The following is an 18,001-nucleotide window of genomic DNA, read 5'->3' as shown; positions in this document are numbered from 1 at the left end:
CGAATAATATTAACCAGATTACTCAGTAGGCTTATGCAGATCATACTTACGCATTTTTTCAACTAAAGTAGTTCGTCGCATACCCAATGTTTCTGCCGCTCTAGCAACCACAAAATCATGCTTACTTAATGATTGTTTAATCAAAGACACTTCAAGATCTGCTAAATGTTCCTTCAAGTTTAAACCGTCATTAGGTAGTAGAGTCGCATTGGTAAAGTTTTGCGTGTCATTAACATCACCTTCAGCGGTTAATTCATCTTGCTCATTATCATCGTCACTTTCGTCATCGTCATAATCAAAGCCAGAGAAAAGTTCATTGATAACATCTTGCTCTTGTAACTCTTCAGGATACTCTGGATTATAAGCTTGTACGTCTATATGCTGATATTTATAAGGAAGTTCTGCAACATCAACAATTTGATCACCGTACATAATTAACATACGTTCAATTAAGTTTGATAATTCTCGAACATTACCTGCCCAAGGGTGTTCCATCAATGACTCAATTGCTTTTTCAGTAAAACGTACCGTTTTATCTTGCTCGAGTTCAAAACGCTTAAGTAGTTCTTTTAATAACAGTGGGATATCTTCTTTGCGCTCACGTAACGCAGGAGTCTCTATGGGGAAAACATTCAAACGATAGAATAAATCTTCTCTAAAGCTGCCCTCTTTGATCATTTCTTCTAAATCTTGATGAGTAGCAGCAACAATACGAACATCGGCTTTAATGCTTTTACTACCGCCTACCCTTTCAAAAGTACGCTCTTGTAGAACACGTAACAGTTTTACTTGCATAGGTTGTGGCATATCCCCTATTTCATCTAAAAATAGCGTACCACCTTCAGCTAATTCAAAACGCCCCTTCCGGGTAGAAATAGCCCCCGTGAAAGCACCCTTTTCATGGCCGAACAATTCACTTTCAAGTAACTCAGCAGGAATAGCACCACAATTAATAGGGACGAACGCTCCTTTGGCCCGCTCAGATAAGTCATGAATATTTCGTGCAACCACCTCTTTACCTGTGCCAGATTCACCGAGTACAAGCACACTCGCCGGTGTTTTTGCTACTTGTTCAATTAAAAATCGTACTTGCGCCATCGGTTCACTACTACCAACCAACGAACGAAATAACGCACTGGAGCTAAGTTTACTACCACTACGCGGTAATTTATTATGATATTGATGACAGTGGTGAATTAGCTCTGTGAGTTGCGCATAATTGAGCGGAGCAGAAAGTGTACCGATAACATTAACGTAAACGGCTAATAATTTGGCATCAACTACATCATGAAGAATAAATGGCACACTCGGATTAGCTTTAATTAAAGCCGCGCAATCATGACTCACATTACCCGTTAATATTACCGTAAGAATGTGGCTATTATCCACCAAACGTTCGATCGCTTGCTCTTGCACGCAATGGATAAAATGTTCGCCAACAAATGAAAGTACTGTACTCAGTTGCTGGCTTCTACCTGCGTCGTTATCCACGACTAATATTTGTTTATGACCGGTTACTACAGATGTAACTACTGGATTATCACTCATATTTACTCTTCACGGTTAATGCTAACGTGCTATTTTTAATATTGTTTTATAGCGCTATAAGCAATTTTAGCCGTTAATTTATTTTAAGCAACAAAAACTTGACGCATAAGCGCCATTTATTTGTCAGACATCACAATTTACCTTAAAATCAATTTGTTTGTTTTTTATTCAAATATGATTAAAGAACGACAGTTTTTTGCCGATAAAAAGCCAATACACATAAATGACTGAATAAGAGATTTACGTGAACAGCATAAACACCAACATAACAAGCATATTTTTACAGCGTCAGCAGACAGACAATTCGAACAAATTGTCTGTCTCTTTCGCTCGCTTGTCATCTGGTATGCGCATTAACTCTGCGGCTGATGATGCAGCTGGCTTACAAATATCAAATAGACTTACTTCACAAGTTAATGGTTTAGGCGTTGCTCAACGTAATGCTAATGATGGAGTATCACTTGCTCAAACCACTGAAGGTGCATTAGAAGAAGTCACCAATATTTTATTTAGAATGCGAGACCTTTCACTACAAGCCAGTAATGGTGTGTTATCAACTGATGATAAAGCGGCACTCAATAAAGAAAGTGAACAGTTAAAACAAGAATTAGATCGAATAAATGATACGACAACATTTGGCGGTAATAATGTCTTCGATCAAACCAGTCGTGTGGGTTTAGGGGGCGCGAACGAAGCTGAAAGAAATATTCTTGGTGTATTACAAAGCGGCGTTTTGGCTGAATCAGAAAACATTCTACAAAGTGTACTTGGTTTGTCTGGCGATGGCGCAAAAATGAAAATCGACCTTGAAAATGTCGATGGTGCTGGCGGAAAACTTGCATCCGTTTCATTCCTCGGTCCCGGAAACGGCACTGAATTAGTAATGACCATTGATTTAGATGATTTTTCCACGCTAGATGCTGATAAAGTAAAACAATTAAAGTCCACATTACTGCATGAAATGACACATGCCGTAATGGCTAACCAAATGGACCTAAATACTGTACCTATATGGTTTTCTGAGGGTACAGCCGAAGCAATTAGTGGTGCTGATGATAGGGTTGCAGCAGACGTTGCCAGTTTTGGTTTAACCGCTTTAAGAAATCAAACAGACTCCATTTTTCTCGCAATACCTGGCACTGCCCCCACAACAGGTATTCAAGTCGCGGGGGTTTATTCTGGCGGCTATATCGCTATGCGTTTTATAGAGAGCCAAGTGGGTGAAGCGGGTATTAAAGATATTATGGCAAGTTTATCCGCGGGTAATACCTTTGATAATGCACTTGCTGCACAAGGTACATTTGCTGACCTGGCTACTTTACGAACAGCCTTAACGGCAGGAACAAATTTTGAAGACTTTGTTACTGCTAATATAGATACGAGTAATGCTGACAATGGCGCTTTTGGTGGTTTAGATGCCTCTGGCGGACCAAGCAGAGAAGAAACTATTGTGGGCGCAAGTAGCGCAAAAACCACTTCAAATTTTGATAGTTATTTTGTCAATGGTGATGATAACTCAACCCAGACTGATTTTGCTCCTGGTACGAATTGGGACCCTACCAGTTTTAATGAAGTCGCCTTAGAAGATTATAGCTCCGCAGTCACTATCAGCGGAAAAACAACTTCTTTCCAGATTGGCGCTGATGCAAATCAGACATTGAATGTAAAAGTAGCCGGTTTTTCTAGTGATAATATTGGTTTAAATGGCGTAGACTTAGTTGCTGATTCACAATTCTCAACGGGGCTTATCGATACCGCCTTACAGTTTGTTGATAATCAAAGAACACACCTTGGTGCATTTATTAATAGACTTGAACACACTATGAGTAACCTCGCTAATATTCAAGAAAATGTCACGGCAAGCCGTTCTAGAATTCAAGATACTGATTACGCCAAAGAAACGGCAAATTTAACATCACAACAGATTAAACAACAAGCTACAACAGCAATGATGAGTCAAGCCAAAGCTATTCCTGAATTAATGCTAAAGCTTTTAGGATAAAAATTCGCTTTATCCCCCTTATATCCCCATTAAATTGTTTCTTTTTAAATAATCAAATGAGTGTCAAAAAATAATTGGCACAATTTATGAATACTATAACCAAAGACATCTAATTTAATTGGAAAGTATAATGCTAATATTAAACGGTAGTGCTGAATATATGTTAACAACTGGCGAGCAAACTAAAGGTAATCGACACGGTTTTAATATGTTTGTAAAAAGTGATGATTTAAATACTCAACTGGCTGATATAGAAAAATACCTTGTTGATAGAGGCTGGGATAATATTGAAATTACTGATAATGGCCTTATTGAAAATATTGAAGGTATAAATCACACAGTGTTAATTGAAGCATTTAAAAAAGCACAAAACGAAGGGCTTTCTGTTGTTGTTAATAACAATGCCATGGAAAGTAATTAGATTCTATAATTAATATAAGCGCATTAACCGTCATCAAAAAGCAAAACGTAACCTGCTTAAAATGACAAAATGATGCTTTTAATATATAACACATAATAAGTGTTATGATTTTTTGGAGTAAGTAATGGCTCATTTATCATTAAAAAAATATCAACAAACCACGGTTAGTAACGCTGGGGAGGCTTCCCCTTACCAGTTAGTTGCATTGTTATTTCAAAAGTTATTAGATAATATCGCCACAGCTAAAGGTGCTATATCTCAAAAAAACTATGCGAAAAAAGGCGAACAGATATCAAATGCTATTGCTATTGTAGGTGTTTTAGAGGGCTCTTTAGATCATGAGAAAGGCGGCGAAATTTCAGGTAACCTATCAGCATTATACAATTTTTGTTCTGAAAAATTATTTGAAGCCAACACAAATAATGATATAGAATTGCTAAATGATGTAGCGCAAATTATTATTCCTATTAAATCAGGCTGGGACTCAATTCCACCAGCAGAGCAAGGAAAGGTAAGTTTTTAGTGCCAAGTAAGGTAAAAAATAGCCTAGAAGCTATAATAAAAATGTCGCGGCAGCTACTGTCGCAACTTGATATTCAGATTGAACAATCAGAAAGTACTGACGGTGAATATCTAACAGATAACAAACAGACTCTAGTTGCTAATGTCTCGATGGGCATGGTTCAAAGCCAACTTACTAATGAACAGCTGTTAGGTTTAGTTAATGAGCGTCAATCTTTTATCGCTACATTATTTGAAGAACACACACAAGACCAGCTTACCGCACAATTAGCACTTATCAATGAGATGGTATTACTTGATGAACAACTCACTTTAAAATCAAAAAGTCATAAGCAATCGTTAGCCACAAAAGTGCTCAAGTTAAAGAAAAGTCAAAAAGTAAGTAACCTCTATAAGAAATATTAAATTAGCTATTAAATTAGCTATTAAATTAGCTATTAAATTAGCTATTAAATGATATATTGAACTTACAGGTCTAAGTAAGCACGAATAATCAACCATCAAAAAATAATCTATACTTAAGGTAGTATTAGATAGAGATTGCGTTGAGGTTATTATGTCTGTAATGAACCCGCTAACAGCAAGTAGTGATATAGCGCGTGCTGTTACTAAAATTAGTACTTCCCAGCCCCAAAAATCGCCAATAAAACCTACGTTAGGTAGCTTTGCTGATGATGTATTAAAAATTTCAACGCTAGGCTTAGATAAACAACAAAAAGAAATACAAATTGATGCTTCAAATAAAATTGAAGATGTTGCCAATGAAGTTATTAGAATAAGCTCATCTATTGGCCGAGCAAAAGCTATTGGAAACCTTACTTATACTCAAGCGATTAACCTTTACAATAAAATATCTCATTTACGTTAAAAAAAAGCAATAAAGCTAATTTATTCAAAAAGTTAAAACGCCCTTAAATAAGACATACCTCCCTAACTCTAAATAAAATATATTTCCTTACGCTTCATTCAGCACTCTTTCAAAATTTAATTCAAAGCGTTAGTTAGCGTGGAACATAGAACACCTTTGTTATATATCAACTAAAACACTAAAAAACATAAGAATTTCTAAACTCAACCATGCTAAATTATAGGGTGCATATGTTAAAAAATATGCCGGACTGTTTTCATCCTTTATTAACCTTGAACTGAACCTTTATATCCCATTTAAAATTAAGTTGGTATATTATATGCTTAGTATAAAAAGTATAAAAAGTATAAAAATGATTGATTAACTCTCTATAAATTAATAGAAATTTACTTAAAATAACGGTTAAGTTAAAGTGGAGTAGGTAATTAGAATCATACGATTGTATATTTATCAAAAGTGACCCCGTAATAATCTGGGATAATATCCTCCTGAAAATCGATAAGATGGCTTAGTAAATTAGATTTACAATTCAAAAGCTAGTAACCTAAATATAAAATAACCCAAAAGGTATCTAAAGTAATGTTCAACAATAAAAACATTCTCATCACTGGTGGAACGGGTTCTTTTGGGAAAAAGTACGTCAAAACACTATTGAAAGATTACACACCAAATAAAATTATCATTTATTCACGCGATGAACTTAAACAATTTGAAATGCAACAAGACTTTAATCAAAGCTGTATGCGTTATTTTATTGGAGATGTTAGAGACAGAGAGCGTTTAACTCAAGCCATGAATGGTGTCAATTTTGTTATTCATGCTGCTGCATTAAAACAAGTACCCGCCGCTGAATACAATCCAATGGAGTGTATTAAAACAAATATAAATGGCGCCGAAAACGTAATCTCTGCAGCTCTTGCAAATAACGTAGAAAAAGTAATTGCCCTTTCAACTGATAAAGCCGCCAACCCTGTTAATTTATATGGCGCAACAAAACTAGTTTCAGATAAACTTTTTGTTGCTGCTAATAATATTTCAGGCGGCCATAACACTACTTTTTCAGTGGTGCGTTATGGCAATGTTGTTGGTTCACGTGGTTCGGTAGTGCCCTTTTTTGAAAAATTAATTAATGAGGGTGCAAATGAAATCCCAGTTACCCATAATGAAATGACACGTTTTTGGATCAACTTACAAGATGGGGTTGATTTTGTCTTAAAAAACTTTGAACGTATGTTAGGTGGTGAAATTTTTGTTCCTAAAATCCCTTCTATGAGAATCATAGACTTGGCTAAAGCAATGGCGCCTAATTTACCAATAAAGAATATTGGTATCAGACCCGGTGAAAAATTACATGAGATTATGTGCCCCGCCGATGATTCTTACCATACCTATGAATACGATGATCATTTTGTTATCGCACCAAGTATTAAGTTTTCTAGTAGAAGTAATGATTTCACAGTAAATGCTTTAGAAGAACGAGGCCAGCTTGTAGATTCAGGTTTTGAGTATAACTCAAAAAATAACCCTGAATTTCTTTCTCAAGAAGACCTTTTAGACTTTAATAAACTGGCTGAGCTATAAGTTAAATGATCCCTTACGGCAAACAAGATATAAATCAGGCAGACATAGACGCTGTCGTCGATGTTTTAACATCAGAGCGTTTAACACAAGGACCTGTAGTGCCTGAGTTTGAAAAAAAAACATTAACTCATTGTCAATCACGTTTTGCAATCGCATCAAATAGTGCAACATCGGCACTACATATAGCTTGCTTATCTTTGGGGATCACAAAAGGGGATATTGTTTGGACCTCTCCAATTTCATTTGTAGCATCAGCAAACTGCGCCCTCTACTGTAACGCTGATATTGACTTTGTTGATATTGATCCCGTAACTGGAAATATGTCGGTATCCGCATTAGCTTTAAAACTTAAAAAAGCTAAAAAAAATAATGCACTACCTTCTGCAATTATCCCTGTACATTTAGCAGGTCAAGCTTGTGATATGGAGGTAATATACCTGCTCGCTCAAGAATTTGGCTTTAAGATTATAGAAGATGCATCACATGCCATTGGCGGATATTACCAAGATTCTCCGGTAGGCTCATGTAAATTTTCAGATATTACTGTTTTTAGTTTCCATCCTGTCAAAATCATTACCTCTGCAGAGGGAGGAATGGCACTAACGAACGATAAAAAATTGGCAAAAAAAATGCGATCTTACCGAAGTCATGGCATAGTTAATTCTGAGGAAGACTTTAAAAAAGAAACTCATGGTCCTTGGTATTATGAACAGCAATCGTTGGGTTTTAATTATCGAATGACTGAATTACAAGCAGCTTTAGGGGTAAGTCAATTAAATCGACTATCAACTTTTGTCGAAAAACGCCATCAATTAGCCCAAATATATGATCAAGCATTCAAAGCTGAAAATTTATCTTCTTTACATCAAAGTAGCGATAGCGTTTCCTCATATCACTTATATATTCTGTTATTGCCCACTTCCAAAAGTGATCTTCAACGCAAACTGTTTGAGTATTTACGCGCTAAAGAGATTTTTGTACAGATTCACTATATCCCGATTCATCTTCAGCCCTATTACACTAAATTAGGTTTTAATGTCGGCGACTTCCCAAATGCTGAAGCTTATTACAAACGAGCAATATCGCTGCCATTACACCCAAATCTACAACCAAAAGAACAGACCTATATAATAAATAACGTAATTGAATTTTTATATGAAAATACATAAGTTAAAAACATAATTACTAGGCTAAATATGAAAAATGTAATTATTAGAGCCGACTCATCAAGCCGCATTGGCGTAGGCCATATCATGCGTTGCTTAACCCTTGCCCATAAACTCGTCCAGGCAAACTATAATGTTTCATTTTTATGCAAAGAACATAAGGGAAATATTAACCAAGAAATTATTACGCAAGGCTTTAATGTAATCTGTTTATCCCCACCCAATAAATTGGCTGATAAAATTGATGACACTCGATGGCTAGGTGTTACACAAGACAAAGATGCTGTTGAGTGTATTAATAAGCTAGAATATATGGAGTATGAACTGCTCATTGTCGACCATTATAGTCTGGATAAAATTTGGCATTTACAATTATCACCCTATGCACATAAATTAATCGTTATAGATGACTTAGCCAATCGCCAATATCACTGTGACGCACTTATCGATCCAACAATCTCTCGCCAAAAAAGTGACTACTACAACTTGGTACCCAAACATTGCCAATTACTTCTTGGAAAAAGCTATATGTTACTCCGTGAGGAATTCAGCCTAGCTAGAGAGCAAGCAATTAAAAAACGACAAAATACCATCAAACCAAGCCATGTGCTAATTACCCTTGGAGGCACAGATCCAGATAATATCACGCAGACATTACTAGCCTGGTTAATTGAAATAGAAAAAGTGCTTACAGAACTATCCATTACTGTAGTTATTTCAGAACAATCAAGGTATAAAGAATCAATTGAAGCCTTAATTAAAGGTCACGATTGGATTAACTTATCGATCAAACCTAAATCAATGGCGGCCTTAATGATTTTAGCTGATATTGCAATAGGCACTTCGGGAGGAACGGCTTGGGAGCGATGCTGCTTAGGGATACCAACAATTAACATAATCAGTGCTCAAAACCAGCAAGTAAACTCAGTAGCGCTAAACCAAGTTAATGCGATTATTAACTTAGGTTGGTATGAATCTATCACCAAGACAATGTTAGCCGACGCCATATTATTATTAATTAACTCACCAAAAAATTATCAAGCATTAGTTAAGAATAGTTTGCTATGTTGTGATGGCAAAGGAGCTAAATTAGCAGCAAAAAGGATTATTCGTTTAGGTAACACACATGAAAACTAAACTAAGCATCAAGCTTAAAAAAGCCTCAATAGCTGATTGTAAAACTATTTTTCAGTGGCAAAGTGATCCTGAAATAAGAAAATATTCAAGAAATATAGAACCTGTAAATTGGCTTGAACACGTCACTTGGTTTACATCAACTTTATCAACAAACAGTACAAAGCATTTATATATTATCGAACAGGCAAAAAGCACCATCGGCTTGCTACGCTTTGACCAAGTTAATCGTTCAGATTATCCCTCCATTAATATAGAAAAAGGGTTAACTCATGAAAAATCCAGAGCCATCAGTTGGGAGATTTCAATAATTATTGCTCCTGCTCATCAAGGAAAAAGCATGGCTTGTTTAGCCCTCAACCATATACCTAACCATTATAAAAAACATGATATATTTGCCGAAGTGCACCAAAAGAATCAAGCATCTCAAAAAACATTTATCAACGCAGGATTTAGCCGCCTTTCGAACACCCTATTTGCCTTAAAGACAACGAGTTTACCACTTGAATAACTACCTTGTAGCGACTATTCATCCATGGAATATTGAGCAATACAATCAATACTCTACCACTATCGAAGGTAACTGGAAATTAATAACAGAACCCTCAACACTAACTCCTGAGCTAGTTAAAGCATTCAACCCCGATTTCATATTCTTTCCACATTGGAGCTGGAAGGTGTCAAAAGAAATTTATCAACATTATCCTTGCGTGTGTTTCCATATGACTGATTTACCTTTTGGTCAGGGGGGGTAGTCCATTGCAAAACTTGATCATTCGAGGGATTACACAAACGAAAATATCTGCGCTGAAAATGTGTGAAACGTTTGATGCCGGACCTACTTTTACTAAAGAGTCATTATCACTTCATGGCAATGCTGAAGATATTTTTAAACGTACCGCAAGCGTAATCGCTAAGATCATAAAAACGATATGTATAGAGCGTCCCTCCCCTCAACCGCAAAGAGGAGAAGTTACATTATTTGAGAGACGAACACCTGAGCAGAGTAAAATCCCTAACAATTTAACCCCGCAGCAACTTTATGATTTTATCAGAATGCTTGATGCGCCAAGTTACCCAAAGGCATTTTATCAAAACGGTAATATGCGGTTGGAGTTTTCCGGCGCCCAACTTATAAATAACGAAGTCACTGCTAATGTTAACTTTACAACAGTTTCTTCTCCGACACCTTCATCATGGGTAAATGACACCCAAATGGGCCCTAAAAATGGTTAAATATTTTTCTCAAGAGATTACGATTAATGAGCATAAAATAGGTGAAGGTCACCCTCCTTATATTATCGCTGAGTTGTCAGCAAATCATAATGGCTCTATAGATAAAGCACTTGCGATCATAGATATGGCAAAAGAAATGGGCGCTGATGCAATAAAAATTCAAACTTATACTGCTGATACCATGACCATTAATTGTGATAATAAATACTTTCAAATCGAAGGTGGCTTATGGGATGGTTATAACCTTCACAAACTTTACCAGTGGGCGCAAACGCCCTTTGAGTGGCATAAAACAATATTTGAACACGCAAAAAAAATAGGCATCACGCTTTTTAGTAGCCCCTTTGATGAAACTGCCGTTGATCTACTTGAGTCATTAAACTGCCCTGCTTATAAAATTGCTTCATTTGAAGCAACTGACTTATTACTCATTGAAAAAGTCGCCCAAACAGGCAAGCCGTTGATCATTTCTACCGGAATGGCAAACGAACAAGAAATTGACGAAATTGTTCACACAGTAAAAACGGCTGGAGTAAAAGAGCTGATTCTTTTACATTGTATAAGCTCTTATCCAGCCCCTGTGGAGCAAAGTAACTTAACTACCATTCCTGATATAAAAAAGCGATGGGAAGTATTATCTGGCTTATCAGATCACACATTAGGTACATCGGTTGCAATAACCTCTGTCGCCTTAGGCGCTAGTGTTATTGAAAAACATGTCACCCTAAGCCGTAATGATAAAGGGCCTGATGCAGAATTTTCACTTGAACCTCAAGAATTACAACAACTCGTCATTGATAGTAGAAATGCTTGGCTATCACTCGGCACAGCTGGCTATGAAAAAAAACCTTCAGAAGAAGCTAATTTGAAGTTTCGCCGCTCGCTATTCTTTGTCGATAATATAAAAAAAGGGACTGTCATTAGTGAACAACATATTCGCAGAATTAGACCAGGTTTTGGTTTAGCACCTAAATATTATCCTGATGTGCTAGGTAAAACCGTCACTCAAGATATTGAAAGAGGCACACCTGTCACTTGGGAGGTATTAGCATGACTGAAATAATACAAAAAACAAAAAATAGAGTACTAGTAATTGTCGCCCATGCCGATAATGAAACTATTGGCTGTGGTGGCACGTTACTCAAACACCGCGATGCTGGTGATGAAATACAGATAAATTTATGACCGATGCCGTAGGAGCCAGAAGTACTTCCTTAAAGCCTAATGATGTGACTAGCACAAAAGTTACTAAGGAAATCGAGCATCGTTTACAATGTCAAAAAGCGGTAAGTAATATTTTGAAAGTGAGTCAATATTATAATTATGACTTCCCTGACAATAGAATGGATCAAGTTGCATTAATTGATGTTGCGTAAAAAATAGAAAATATTCTAAAAGTTTACCAACCTACGATTATTTATACGCATCATGGCGGTGATTTAAATGTAGATCATCGTATAGTACATCAGGCAACCATAACTGCCTGCAGACCGCAACCCAACTCATCAATCAACACAATATTAACATTTGAAGTGAATTCGAGTAGCGAGTGGAGTTCAACAAGTATCGGTGATCATTTTTCGCCTAATTATTTTGTCGATATCAGCCAATATCAAGAAGAAAAACAACAGTTACTTCATCATTATCAGAGTGAGATGAAGCATTTCCCACACAGTCGTTCAACGGAAGCGATAAGATATTTAAACAATACAAGAGGCAGTCATGTAGGTACTGAAAGTGCTGAGGCATTTATGTTAATTAGAAAGTTAGCATAAAGATATTAATCAAATATCAAGTTCAATATACTTATCAAATAAGGGCTGCACAATAGAGTTACCTAGCATTACTACTTCATTATAACCTCACGGTATTTTAATAAGTACCAGAGTATATGCTCTTTTAAAAGGTTAAATTAAACGGTAATCAGTTTATTATTTTTTTCTCTTTAAGTAGCAAGTATTTTATTTCAGCCTCTTGCCAGTCATCTTCCGTATCAATGTCTTGAGTAAGGTAATTTGGAATTACGATAGGCGCTGTTTTTTCTAAAAACATGTCATAGCGATTAACAAAAGCTTCAGCTTTGCCCCAATATATTTGCCCTGCATCAAAATATGTTTCGGTTAGATCTTGAGTACGAGTTGCCAAATGCTCTGGCTGTATCATTTGTAACTGCTCGACTTCATTTTTTTTTGTAATAGCTAACGCCCTATTAAGAGGAAAAGGTGAAGGAGTAACGGTTACCGCAAAGTCTATATTCTCGTTATTAACGATAAGTCGATTACCTCGTTTTATAGACTCAATACTAGCGAATGGTGCTGTCGCATAAATACAGCAAACATACGAGACGTTATAACCTAATTCATTAATGGCGTGTGCAACCACTTCATTGGTACCAGTAAAGTCATCAGCAATATTATTTGGTCTTATAAATGGTACTTCAGCGCCATAATTTTGCGCAGTTTTAGCTATTTCTTCATCATCAGTAGAGACTATCACTTTATCAAAACACCTAGATTTAATCGCTGTTTCAATGGAGTAGGCGATAATAGGCTTACCTAAAAACAGTTTGATATTTTTCTTTAAAATACGCTTGCTGCCGCCTCGGGCAGGAATAATCGCGATCTTCATATAAACGCCCTTATAGGTTAGTTAGCTTTATTTCTTACAGGAATTCCTTGAAGAGCCATCTCTTCTCGACAGTCATCAGGAGTAAAACTGGTAAAATGAAAAAGACTTGCGGCCGCAACAGCAGAAGCTCCAGCTTGAATCGCTTCTGCACAATTTTTTGGTGAAGAAACACCGCCGGCAATAATGACAGGAATAGATACCATGTCAGAAATCAAAGTTGCTAACGATAAATCTACTCCCGTTTGCTTTCCGTCAAGGTCAACACTGTTAATTAACAATTCCCCTGCGCCATTTTGTTCAACACTCTGGCAAAATTCAAATAAATCCAAGGGTAATGAACACCGCTTGCCGTGGGAGTAAACTTTATAAACGTCATTTTCTTTTATTACATCTATCGAAACAACTAAGCATTGTTTACCAAACTCTGCTGCTGCAGATTGGAGGAATTTTATATCTTCAACAACAATAGAGTTAATCGCAACTTTGTCAGCTCCCATTTTTAACACTTGTTCAATATCACTCAGTGTTTTTATACCTCCACCAACTGTTAGCGGCATGAATAGCTCAGAAGCAATATCCATCACGGTAAATTTATCGATTGATCGCTCATCCTTAGATGCATCAATATCAAGTAGAATGAGTTCATCAATATTACGAGTATTATAGGTTCTAGCAACAGTGATAGGGCTACCTAAATTCCTTCTTTCATTAAAGTTAATAGTTTTAAGTACAGAAAAACCATCAATTAACACAAGGGGAATTACTCTATGTCTCAACATAATGTTATAAATCGCTTAAGAATTCCAAGCCCATCTTTTTGACTCTTTTCTGGATGAAACTGCACACCGTAAATATTGTTTTTTTGAACGGCAGCAACAATGTTTTTTCCATAATGGGTAGTAGCAATGACATATTTATCATCAGTGAGCACTTCAAAACAATGAACAAAATAAACACAAGATTCTGTCGTTATATCAGCCAATAAAGGGGAAGTTTTTACCATTAAGTCATTCCAGCCAACATGCGGTAACGGTAAGTTTTTTATTTTATGTTTTAAATCGACAACACTTCCAGGAAGTAAAGATAATCCCCTAGAAGCCCCCCCTTCTTCACCATATTCAAATAATAGTTGCATACCTAAACAAATCCCCAATAACGGTTTGTTCTTGCTTATATGCTCATGAATAGCGATATCAAATCCATTGTCTTTTATTCGTTGGGCTGCTGCGCTAAAGTTCCCTACTCCGGGTAAAATAACACCTGTAGCTCCCTTAAGTTCTTCAGGTGTTGTAGCAACGTAATATTGAACATTCAATACATTAAGCACATTGGTAATACTTTTAATATTGCCCATCTTGTTGTCTATAATGGCTATTTTCATACAATTAGCTCGGAATGTATTTTCGAGATAAATTAAAATCCGAATCTTTCAGCAACTTGCCTGTAGTTTCATCAAGACAGAATAAAGCTTTATTCGTGAAACTATCCAAATTTTTATGAAAAGTATCCTCGTCAATATCAAGGTAATCTAAAAAGTCTTGGATATATTTAGTCGGCATTTTGCCTTCAGTAGTCACTTCATATTCTTTTAACGCTTCTTCACGGCTCATCCTGCCAGCACGTATTTCAATACAAAGCTGGTCAGTGGCACGACCATAACCAAACTTTAAATATTTCATGTAATCGTGCAAACCGCCAATCCATTTACAATCTAAGTTTTCAATATCATTATATGCGCCATCTATGGGGCCATCTGGGTTCCGCTTCCACCCTCTAGCTTCCACAATATCGACATTTCTTTTGCTATCCCAAGGTTCAAAATATCCTAAAAACAAGCCTGTTACACCGACATGATTGATTTCTTCATCTGAAGGGTAAATGTGCGTTTTAATATCTGACAAATTGATGCCTTCATGAACAACATCAGAAATACGATGGCCTAGCATTTGAAATTGCTCTAACCAATTTTTATCAAGAAAGTTATTTTCTGATTGAAGTGCAGGACCACCATATTCAAATTGAGAGTTTTCACCCCAAATGATTAACGGTATATTGTAATTAACAGCCATTCTCACTGGCGCAGTAAAAATACCAATATGTTCTGGCCAACAAGAATCACCCAACTTGAAAAAGCCTAAACGCACCATTTCTTTATATGATTTTCTATTAGGAATAACAGAAATAATGTCAAAACCTTGTTCACTTAAAAACTCTAGGTTTTCTCTACCGACATCGGTAAGTTCACAAGGGGAATGATTTACACACAGCGGTGACATGTTGTATTTTTCTTTCATCACGATAGCTTGATAGCAACTATCTTTCCCGCCGCTAACCGGAATAATACAGTCATAATCGCCATTGCTAGATCTGTATTTAGAGAGAGTGTCTTCAAATGACTTTTTTCGAGCTTGCCAATCAATATCTTTTTTTTGATTAACACTTAGACACGCATTACATATACCATCAACATTAAACACTTGTTCAGGTCTCGTTGACGGCATAATGCATTTTTTACAGTATTTCATAGTAGCTGACCTTGCTCATACGGTGACTTTCCGCTTACATAAAGCGGTTAACGCCTTAAAATAACTTGAAGTTTATAACCTAACAGGTTTTCATGGATTGATTTTTCATCGATTATACCGTGAACAGATGACTGATTTTTTGTATCACCCATGTACGGATCATCATAATTTAAATAGTTATTCATCACGCTAATTTCTGAAATAACCGTTTTCATACTTGCAATTTCCAGCCCACACTTGTTCGCTATTTTTTTAATAGTTTCAATACCGTACAGGTTAACATGTTCTATTCCGTCATACATATTGCATTTAGCTCCTAGCATTTTTGCGGCCAATGCATCTGAACTTGGTATTTGTAAAAAGATCAGGCCATTTATAGATAGAATACTTTTAATTGTGTTTAAGCAGACTTCCCCATCTTTAATATGTTCAAATACATCCCACATACAGACAATGTCTATTTCTTGCTTAAAATCAATGTTTTCTAAAGAATCATTGTACGTTTCATGACCTTTTTGTTCGGCTAGGCGAAACTCAGATTCGTTAAGCTCTATTCCAATCGTTTTCAGCCCTCTTTTAGCAGCAAGATCAAGAAATGCGCCGGAGGAGCAACCGATATCTAAAATAGAGGTAAGCAACTGTGCCTTACTAAGCACTGAATCTAAGCCCTGATTGTAAATAGTTGAATAAAAATCATCTTCATCTGTTTCAACTATTTCTGACTGCACACTATGATTCGATTGATAAAACTTAGTTAACTCTTCATCGATAAATACAGGGTTTAGATACACCATGTTACAAGAAGAGCACTTTACATAAGTCCCTCCTTCTTTGTTAAACATGAAAGCGGGTGTGTTATTAGTGCACACTGGGCAGGACCTTTCTTCTGTAAATTTAGTAGAAAATAACCCCGTTGATTTGTCAATATAATGTTCGTGTCGACTAATGCTTGCATCCCACATTTTTGCACGAATAGCATGCAGTTCTTTGACTGACTTTTTCATATTGGCTCACATATTTCGAAGAATAAATAGTTATTTATGCTTATTTTCAACAAGTAAGTTCCGTACTTGTCTCACTTGAGGTGTTTGGAAGAACTTACCCGCTTTAGAGTACTCATCAAACAAATAAAACCCTGAACTCATTGAGATATAATCTTTTATCCCTTCAAGTCGATCAAAGTAACGTGTTTCGGACTGACCAACGAACCAATATTTTCCATCAAAATCAATACCCCTAATAAAACCAGAGAAAGTACCCAGTTTTTTCTTATCACCTCGGTACAAATGACTATTCATAGAATCAACAAAAGTTAAGTCATTATTGATAAAGCAAACACTATGTGGCATCCATTTATCATGGATAATAACTGTACGCTCGCCTGATTCGATGTCTATTTCCATGATGCCGCCATCATACACACCTTTAGGGAAGTTACCTGAATGAGAAAACATAGATACGTATAAATAACCGTCTTTTTCAACCAAATCATTCATGTGGTGTTGTTCGCACTTCAACCTATCGTATTTATCCGAAAGTTTTATATCTTTAATAAATTCATAAGTTTGCAAGTTATATACAGATATTTTGTCTACCCCTGATTTACCCACATATACTTCGTTACGTTTTAAACTTACTGCTAAGCCGTGTGAGCGAGAATCAGCCTCAAAAGCAAATACATGTTCTATTTCGAATGATTTACTTACTTTAAGAACGCCTTTCATTTCATCTAAAATAAGATAATAGTTATCCAAATCAACTATTTGATGAAATGTCCCATCAAGAAGTTTTACTACATTATTATCTTCTGTGGTGTATCGATATAGGCCACCGCCTACATTGGCTTTTTTATCTAGTTCTGAGTAAATTTGGTGATCTGATGAGCATAAAAGCACAGAGGCTTTATGGTTATGTATGTCACCAATAACCCTTAAATTATTTAATGCAGGACTACAGCAAAAATCTTTACCTGCCACAAGGCCATAACGCTCTAACTGAGGAATAATACTTTCATAGGCCCCGCTGGTTATAACAACATAAACAGAACCTTTATCTTTTAACAATATTTCAGGATCATTGACTACAACACTGGTGTAATCATTATTTACCCAAATAGTTGACCCTATTCTCATCGGACTGTTATCAACGATATAACTTAGCTCTGGAGACGATTTTTCATATGTCTTAGTAAACCAACTTTCAGCGACACCAAAAAAAACGACTTTTTTTCCTTTGATTTCTGTATTAAACGTATTCCAGTTTAACCAAATACTCGGCATGTTAACTCCCCTTAATGGGAATAAGTGTAAAAAGTAAATAAATACTAAATGTTCAAATAAAGTATCCGAGATAAAAATATAACATGTGATA

At 36.2% G+C, this 18,001-nt stretch carries 22 protein-coding genes; 15 read left to right on the top strand and 7 right to left on the bottom strand.

What is annotated here, in order from left to right; translation table 11 throughout:
* Window positions 1-18: 18 nt before the first annotated feature.
* Window positions 19-1,548: a sigma-54 interaction domain-containing protein gene (locus tag CXF85_RS20515; RefSeq protein WP_101230505.1), complete on the bottom strand. Its 1,530-nt coding sequence runs from the start codon at window positions 1,546-1,548 to the stop codon at window positions 19-21.
* A gap of 244 nt (window positions 1,549-1,792) precedes the next feature.
* Here CXF85_RS20515 and CXF85_RS20510 point away from each other — a divergent pair, with 244 nt between their 5' ends.
* From CXF85_RS20510 to CXF85_RS22865, 15 genes are all read left to right on the top strand, one after another.
* Window positions 1,793-3,550, top strand: coding sequence for a flagellinolysin (locus CXF85_RS20510; protein WP_101230504.1), 1,758 nt, complete (start codon window positions 1,793-1,795; stop codon window positions 3,548-3,550).
* A gap of 130 nt (window positions 3,551-3,680) precedes the next feature.
* The gene (locus CXF85_RS20505; RefSeq protein WP_101230503.1) at window positions 3,681-3,971 is read left to right on the top strand and encodes a hypothetical protein; all 291 of its coding nucleotides are present in this window, start codon (window positions 3,681-3,683) and stop codon (window positions 3,969-3,971) included.
* A gap of 124 nt (window positions 3,972-4,095) precedes the next feature.
* Entirely contained in the window at window positions 4,096-4,494 is a 399-nt protein-coding gene (gene fliS, locus CXF85_RS20500) for a flagellar export chaperone FliS (RefSeq protein ID WP_101230502.1), read from the top strand.
* The gene (locus CXF85_RS20495) at window positions 4,494-4,898 is read left to right on the top strand and encodes a hypothetical protein (RefSeq protein ID WP_101230501.1); all 405 of its coding nucleotides are present in this window, start codon (window positions 4,494-4,496) and stop codon (window positions 4,896-4,898) included. Before fliS ends, CXF85_RS20495 begins: the two co-directional genes overlap by 1 nt.
* Window positions 4,899-5,049: 151 nt before the next feature.
* Window positions 5,050-5,361: a hypothetical protein gene (locus tag CXF85_RS20490; protein WP_101230500.1), complete on the top strand. Its 312-nt coding sequence runs from the start codon at window positions 5,050-5,052 to the stop codon at window positions 5,359-5,361.
* A 579-nt stretch (window positions 5,362-5,940) separates the two neighbouring features.
* Window positions 5,941-6,942 (top strand): UDP-N-acetylglucosamine 4,6-dehydratase (inverting), encoded by a 1,002-nt coding sequence (gene pseB / locus CXF85_RS20485; RefSeq protein WP_101230499.1) that lies wholly within the window; start codon window positions 5,941-5,943, stop codon window positions 6,940-6,942.
* 5 nt (window positions 6,943-6,947) lie between these two features.
* Window positions 6,948-8,111, top strand: a complete 1,164-nt coding sequence (gene pseC / locus CXF85_RS20480; protein WP_101230498.1) for a UDP-4-amino-4,6-dideoxy-N-acetyl-beta-L-altrosamine transaminase — start codon at window positions 6,948-6,950, stop codon at window positions 8,109-8,111.
* A gap of 27 nt (window positions 8,112-8,138) precedes the next feature.
* Window positions 8,139-9,245 carry a UDP-2,4-diacetamido-2,4,6-trideoxy-beta-L-altropyranose hydrolase gene (gene pseG / locus CXF85_RS20475; protein WP_101230497.1) on the top strand — a complete coding sequence of 369 codons (1,107 nt, stop codon included), beginning with the start codon at window positions 8,139-8,141 and terminating at the stop codon, window positions 9,243-9,245.
* On the top strand, window positions 9,235-9,753 hold the full coding sequence (locus tag CXF85_RS20470) for a GNAT family N-acetyltransferase (protein WP_101230496.1): 519 nt from the start codon (window positions 9,235-9,237) through the stop codon (window positions 9,751-9,753). Before pseG ends, CXF85_RS20470 begins: the two co-directional genes overlap by 11 nt.
* Window positions 9,746-9,997, top strand: a complete 252-nt coding sequence (locus CXF85_RS20465) for a hypothetical protein (RefSeq protein WP_101230495.1) — start codon at window positions 9,746-9,748, stop codon at window positions 9,995-9,997. Before CXF85_RS20470 ends, CXF85_RS20465 begins: the two co-directional genes overlap by 8 nt.
* 4 nt (window positions 9,998-10,001) lie before the next feature.
* A complete protein-coding gene (locus tag CXF85_RS20460) occupies window positions 10,002-10,478 on the top strand; it encodes a hypothetical protein (protein ID WP_157829155.1) in 477 nt (158 codons plus the stop codon).
* Window positions 10,471-11,532: a pseudaminic acid synthase gene (gene pseI / locus CXF85_RS20455; RefSeq protein WP_101230493.1), complete on the top strand. Its 1,062-nt coding sequence runs from the start codon at window positions 10,471-10,473 to the stop codon at window positions 11,530-11,532. Before CXF85_RS20460 ends, pseI begins: the two co-directional genes overlap by 8 nt.
* Window positions 11,529-11,663, top strand: a complete 135-nt coding sequence (locus CXF85_RS22875; RefSeq protein ID WP_157829154.1) for a PIG-L deacetylase family protein — start codon at window positions 11,529-11,531, stop codon at window positions 11,661-11,663. Before pseI ends, CXF85_RS22875 begins: the two co-directional genes overlap by 4 nt.
* Window positions 11,660-11,854, top strand: a complete 195-nt coding sequence (locus tag CXF85_RS22870; RefSeq protein WP_157829153.1) for a hypothetical protein — start codon at window positions 11,660-11,662, stop codon at window positions 11,852-11,854. The genes CXF85_RS22875 and CXF85_RS22870 overlap by 4 nt, the downstream gene beginning before the upstream one ends.
* A 156-nt stretch (window positions 11,855-12,010) precedes the next feature.
* Complete coding sequence (locus CXF85_RS22865; RefSeq protein ID WP_157829152.1) at window positions 12,011-12,253, top strand: hypothetical protein; 243 nt, start codon at window positions 12,011-12,013, stop codon at window positions 12,251-12,253.
* A gap of 148 nt (window positions 12,254-12,401) precedes the next feature.
* Here CXF85_RS22865 and pseF read toward each other — a convergent pair whose 3' ends face one another.
* From pseF to CXF85_RS20420, 6 genes are read right to left on the bottom strand one after another with little or no spacing between them, the layout of a single operon-like run.
* Window positions 12,402-13,106, bottom strand: a complete 705-nt coding sequence (gene pseF / locus CXF85_RS20445) for a pseudaminic acid cytidylyltransferase (RefSeq protein ID WP_101230492.1) — start codon at window positions 13,104-13,106, stop codon at window positions 12,402-12,404.
* Window positions 13,107-13,123: 17 nt separating this feature from the next.
* A complete protein-coding gene (gene hisF, locus CXF85_RS20440) occupies window positions 13,124-13,885 on the bottom strand; it encodes an imidazole glycerol phosphate synthase subunit HisF (protein WP_101230491.1) in 762 nt (253 codons plus the stop codon).
* Window positions 13,879-14,487: an imidazole glycerol phosphate synthase subunit HisH gene (gene hisH / locus CXF85_RS20435; protein WP_101230490.1), complete on the bottom strand. Its 609-nt coding sequence runs from the start codon at window positions 14,485-14,487 to the stop codon at window positions 13,879-13,881. Before hisH ends, hisF begins: the two co-directional genes overlap by 7 nt.
* Window positions 14,488-14,491: 4 nt before the next feature.
* Window positions 14,492-15,631, bottom strand: a complete 1,140-nt coding sequence (locus tag CXF85_RS20430) for an N-acetyl sugar amidotransferase (RefSeq protein ID WP_101230489.1) — start codon at window positions 15,629-15,631, stop codon at window positions 14,492-14,494.
* Between the two features lie 47 nt (window positions 15,632-15,678).
* Window positions 15,679-16,635: a class I SAM-dependent methyltransferase gene (locus tag CXF85_RS20425; protein ID WP_101230488.1), complete on the bottom strand. Its 957-nt coding sequence runs from the start codon at window positions 16,633-16,635 to the stop codon at window positions 15,679-15,681.
* 30 nt (window positions 16,636-16,665) lie between these two features.
* The gene (locus CXF85_RS20420; protein ID WP_101230487.1) at window positions 16,666-17,910 is read right to left on the bottom strand and encodes a DUF4915 domain-containing protein; all 1,245 of its coding nucleotides are present in this window, start codon (window positions 17,908-17,910) and stop codon (window positions 16,666-16,668) included.
* Window positions 17,911-18,001: the final 91 nt, after the last annotated feature.

This window comes from Colwellia sp. 75C3 (genome assembly GCF_002836255.1).
Classification (GTDB): Bacteria; Pseudomonadota; Gammaproteobacteria; order Enterobacterales; family Alteromonadaceae; genus Colwellia.
Note: the sequence above shows the minus strand (reverse complement) of the source record. Positions and strands in the feature narration are given on the sequence as shown.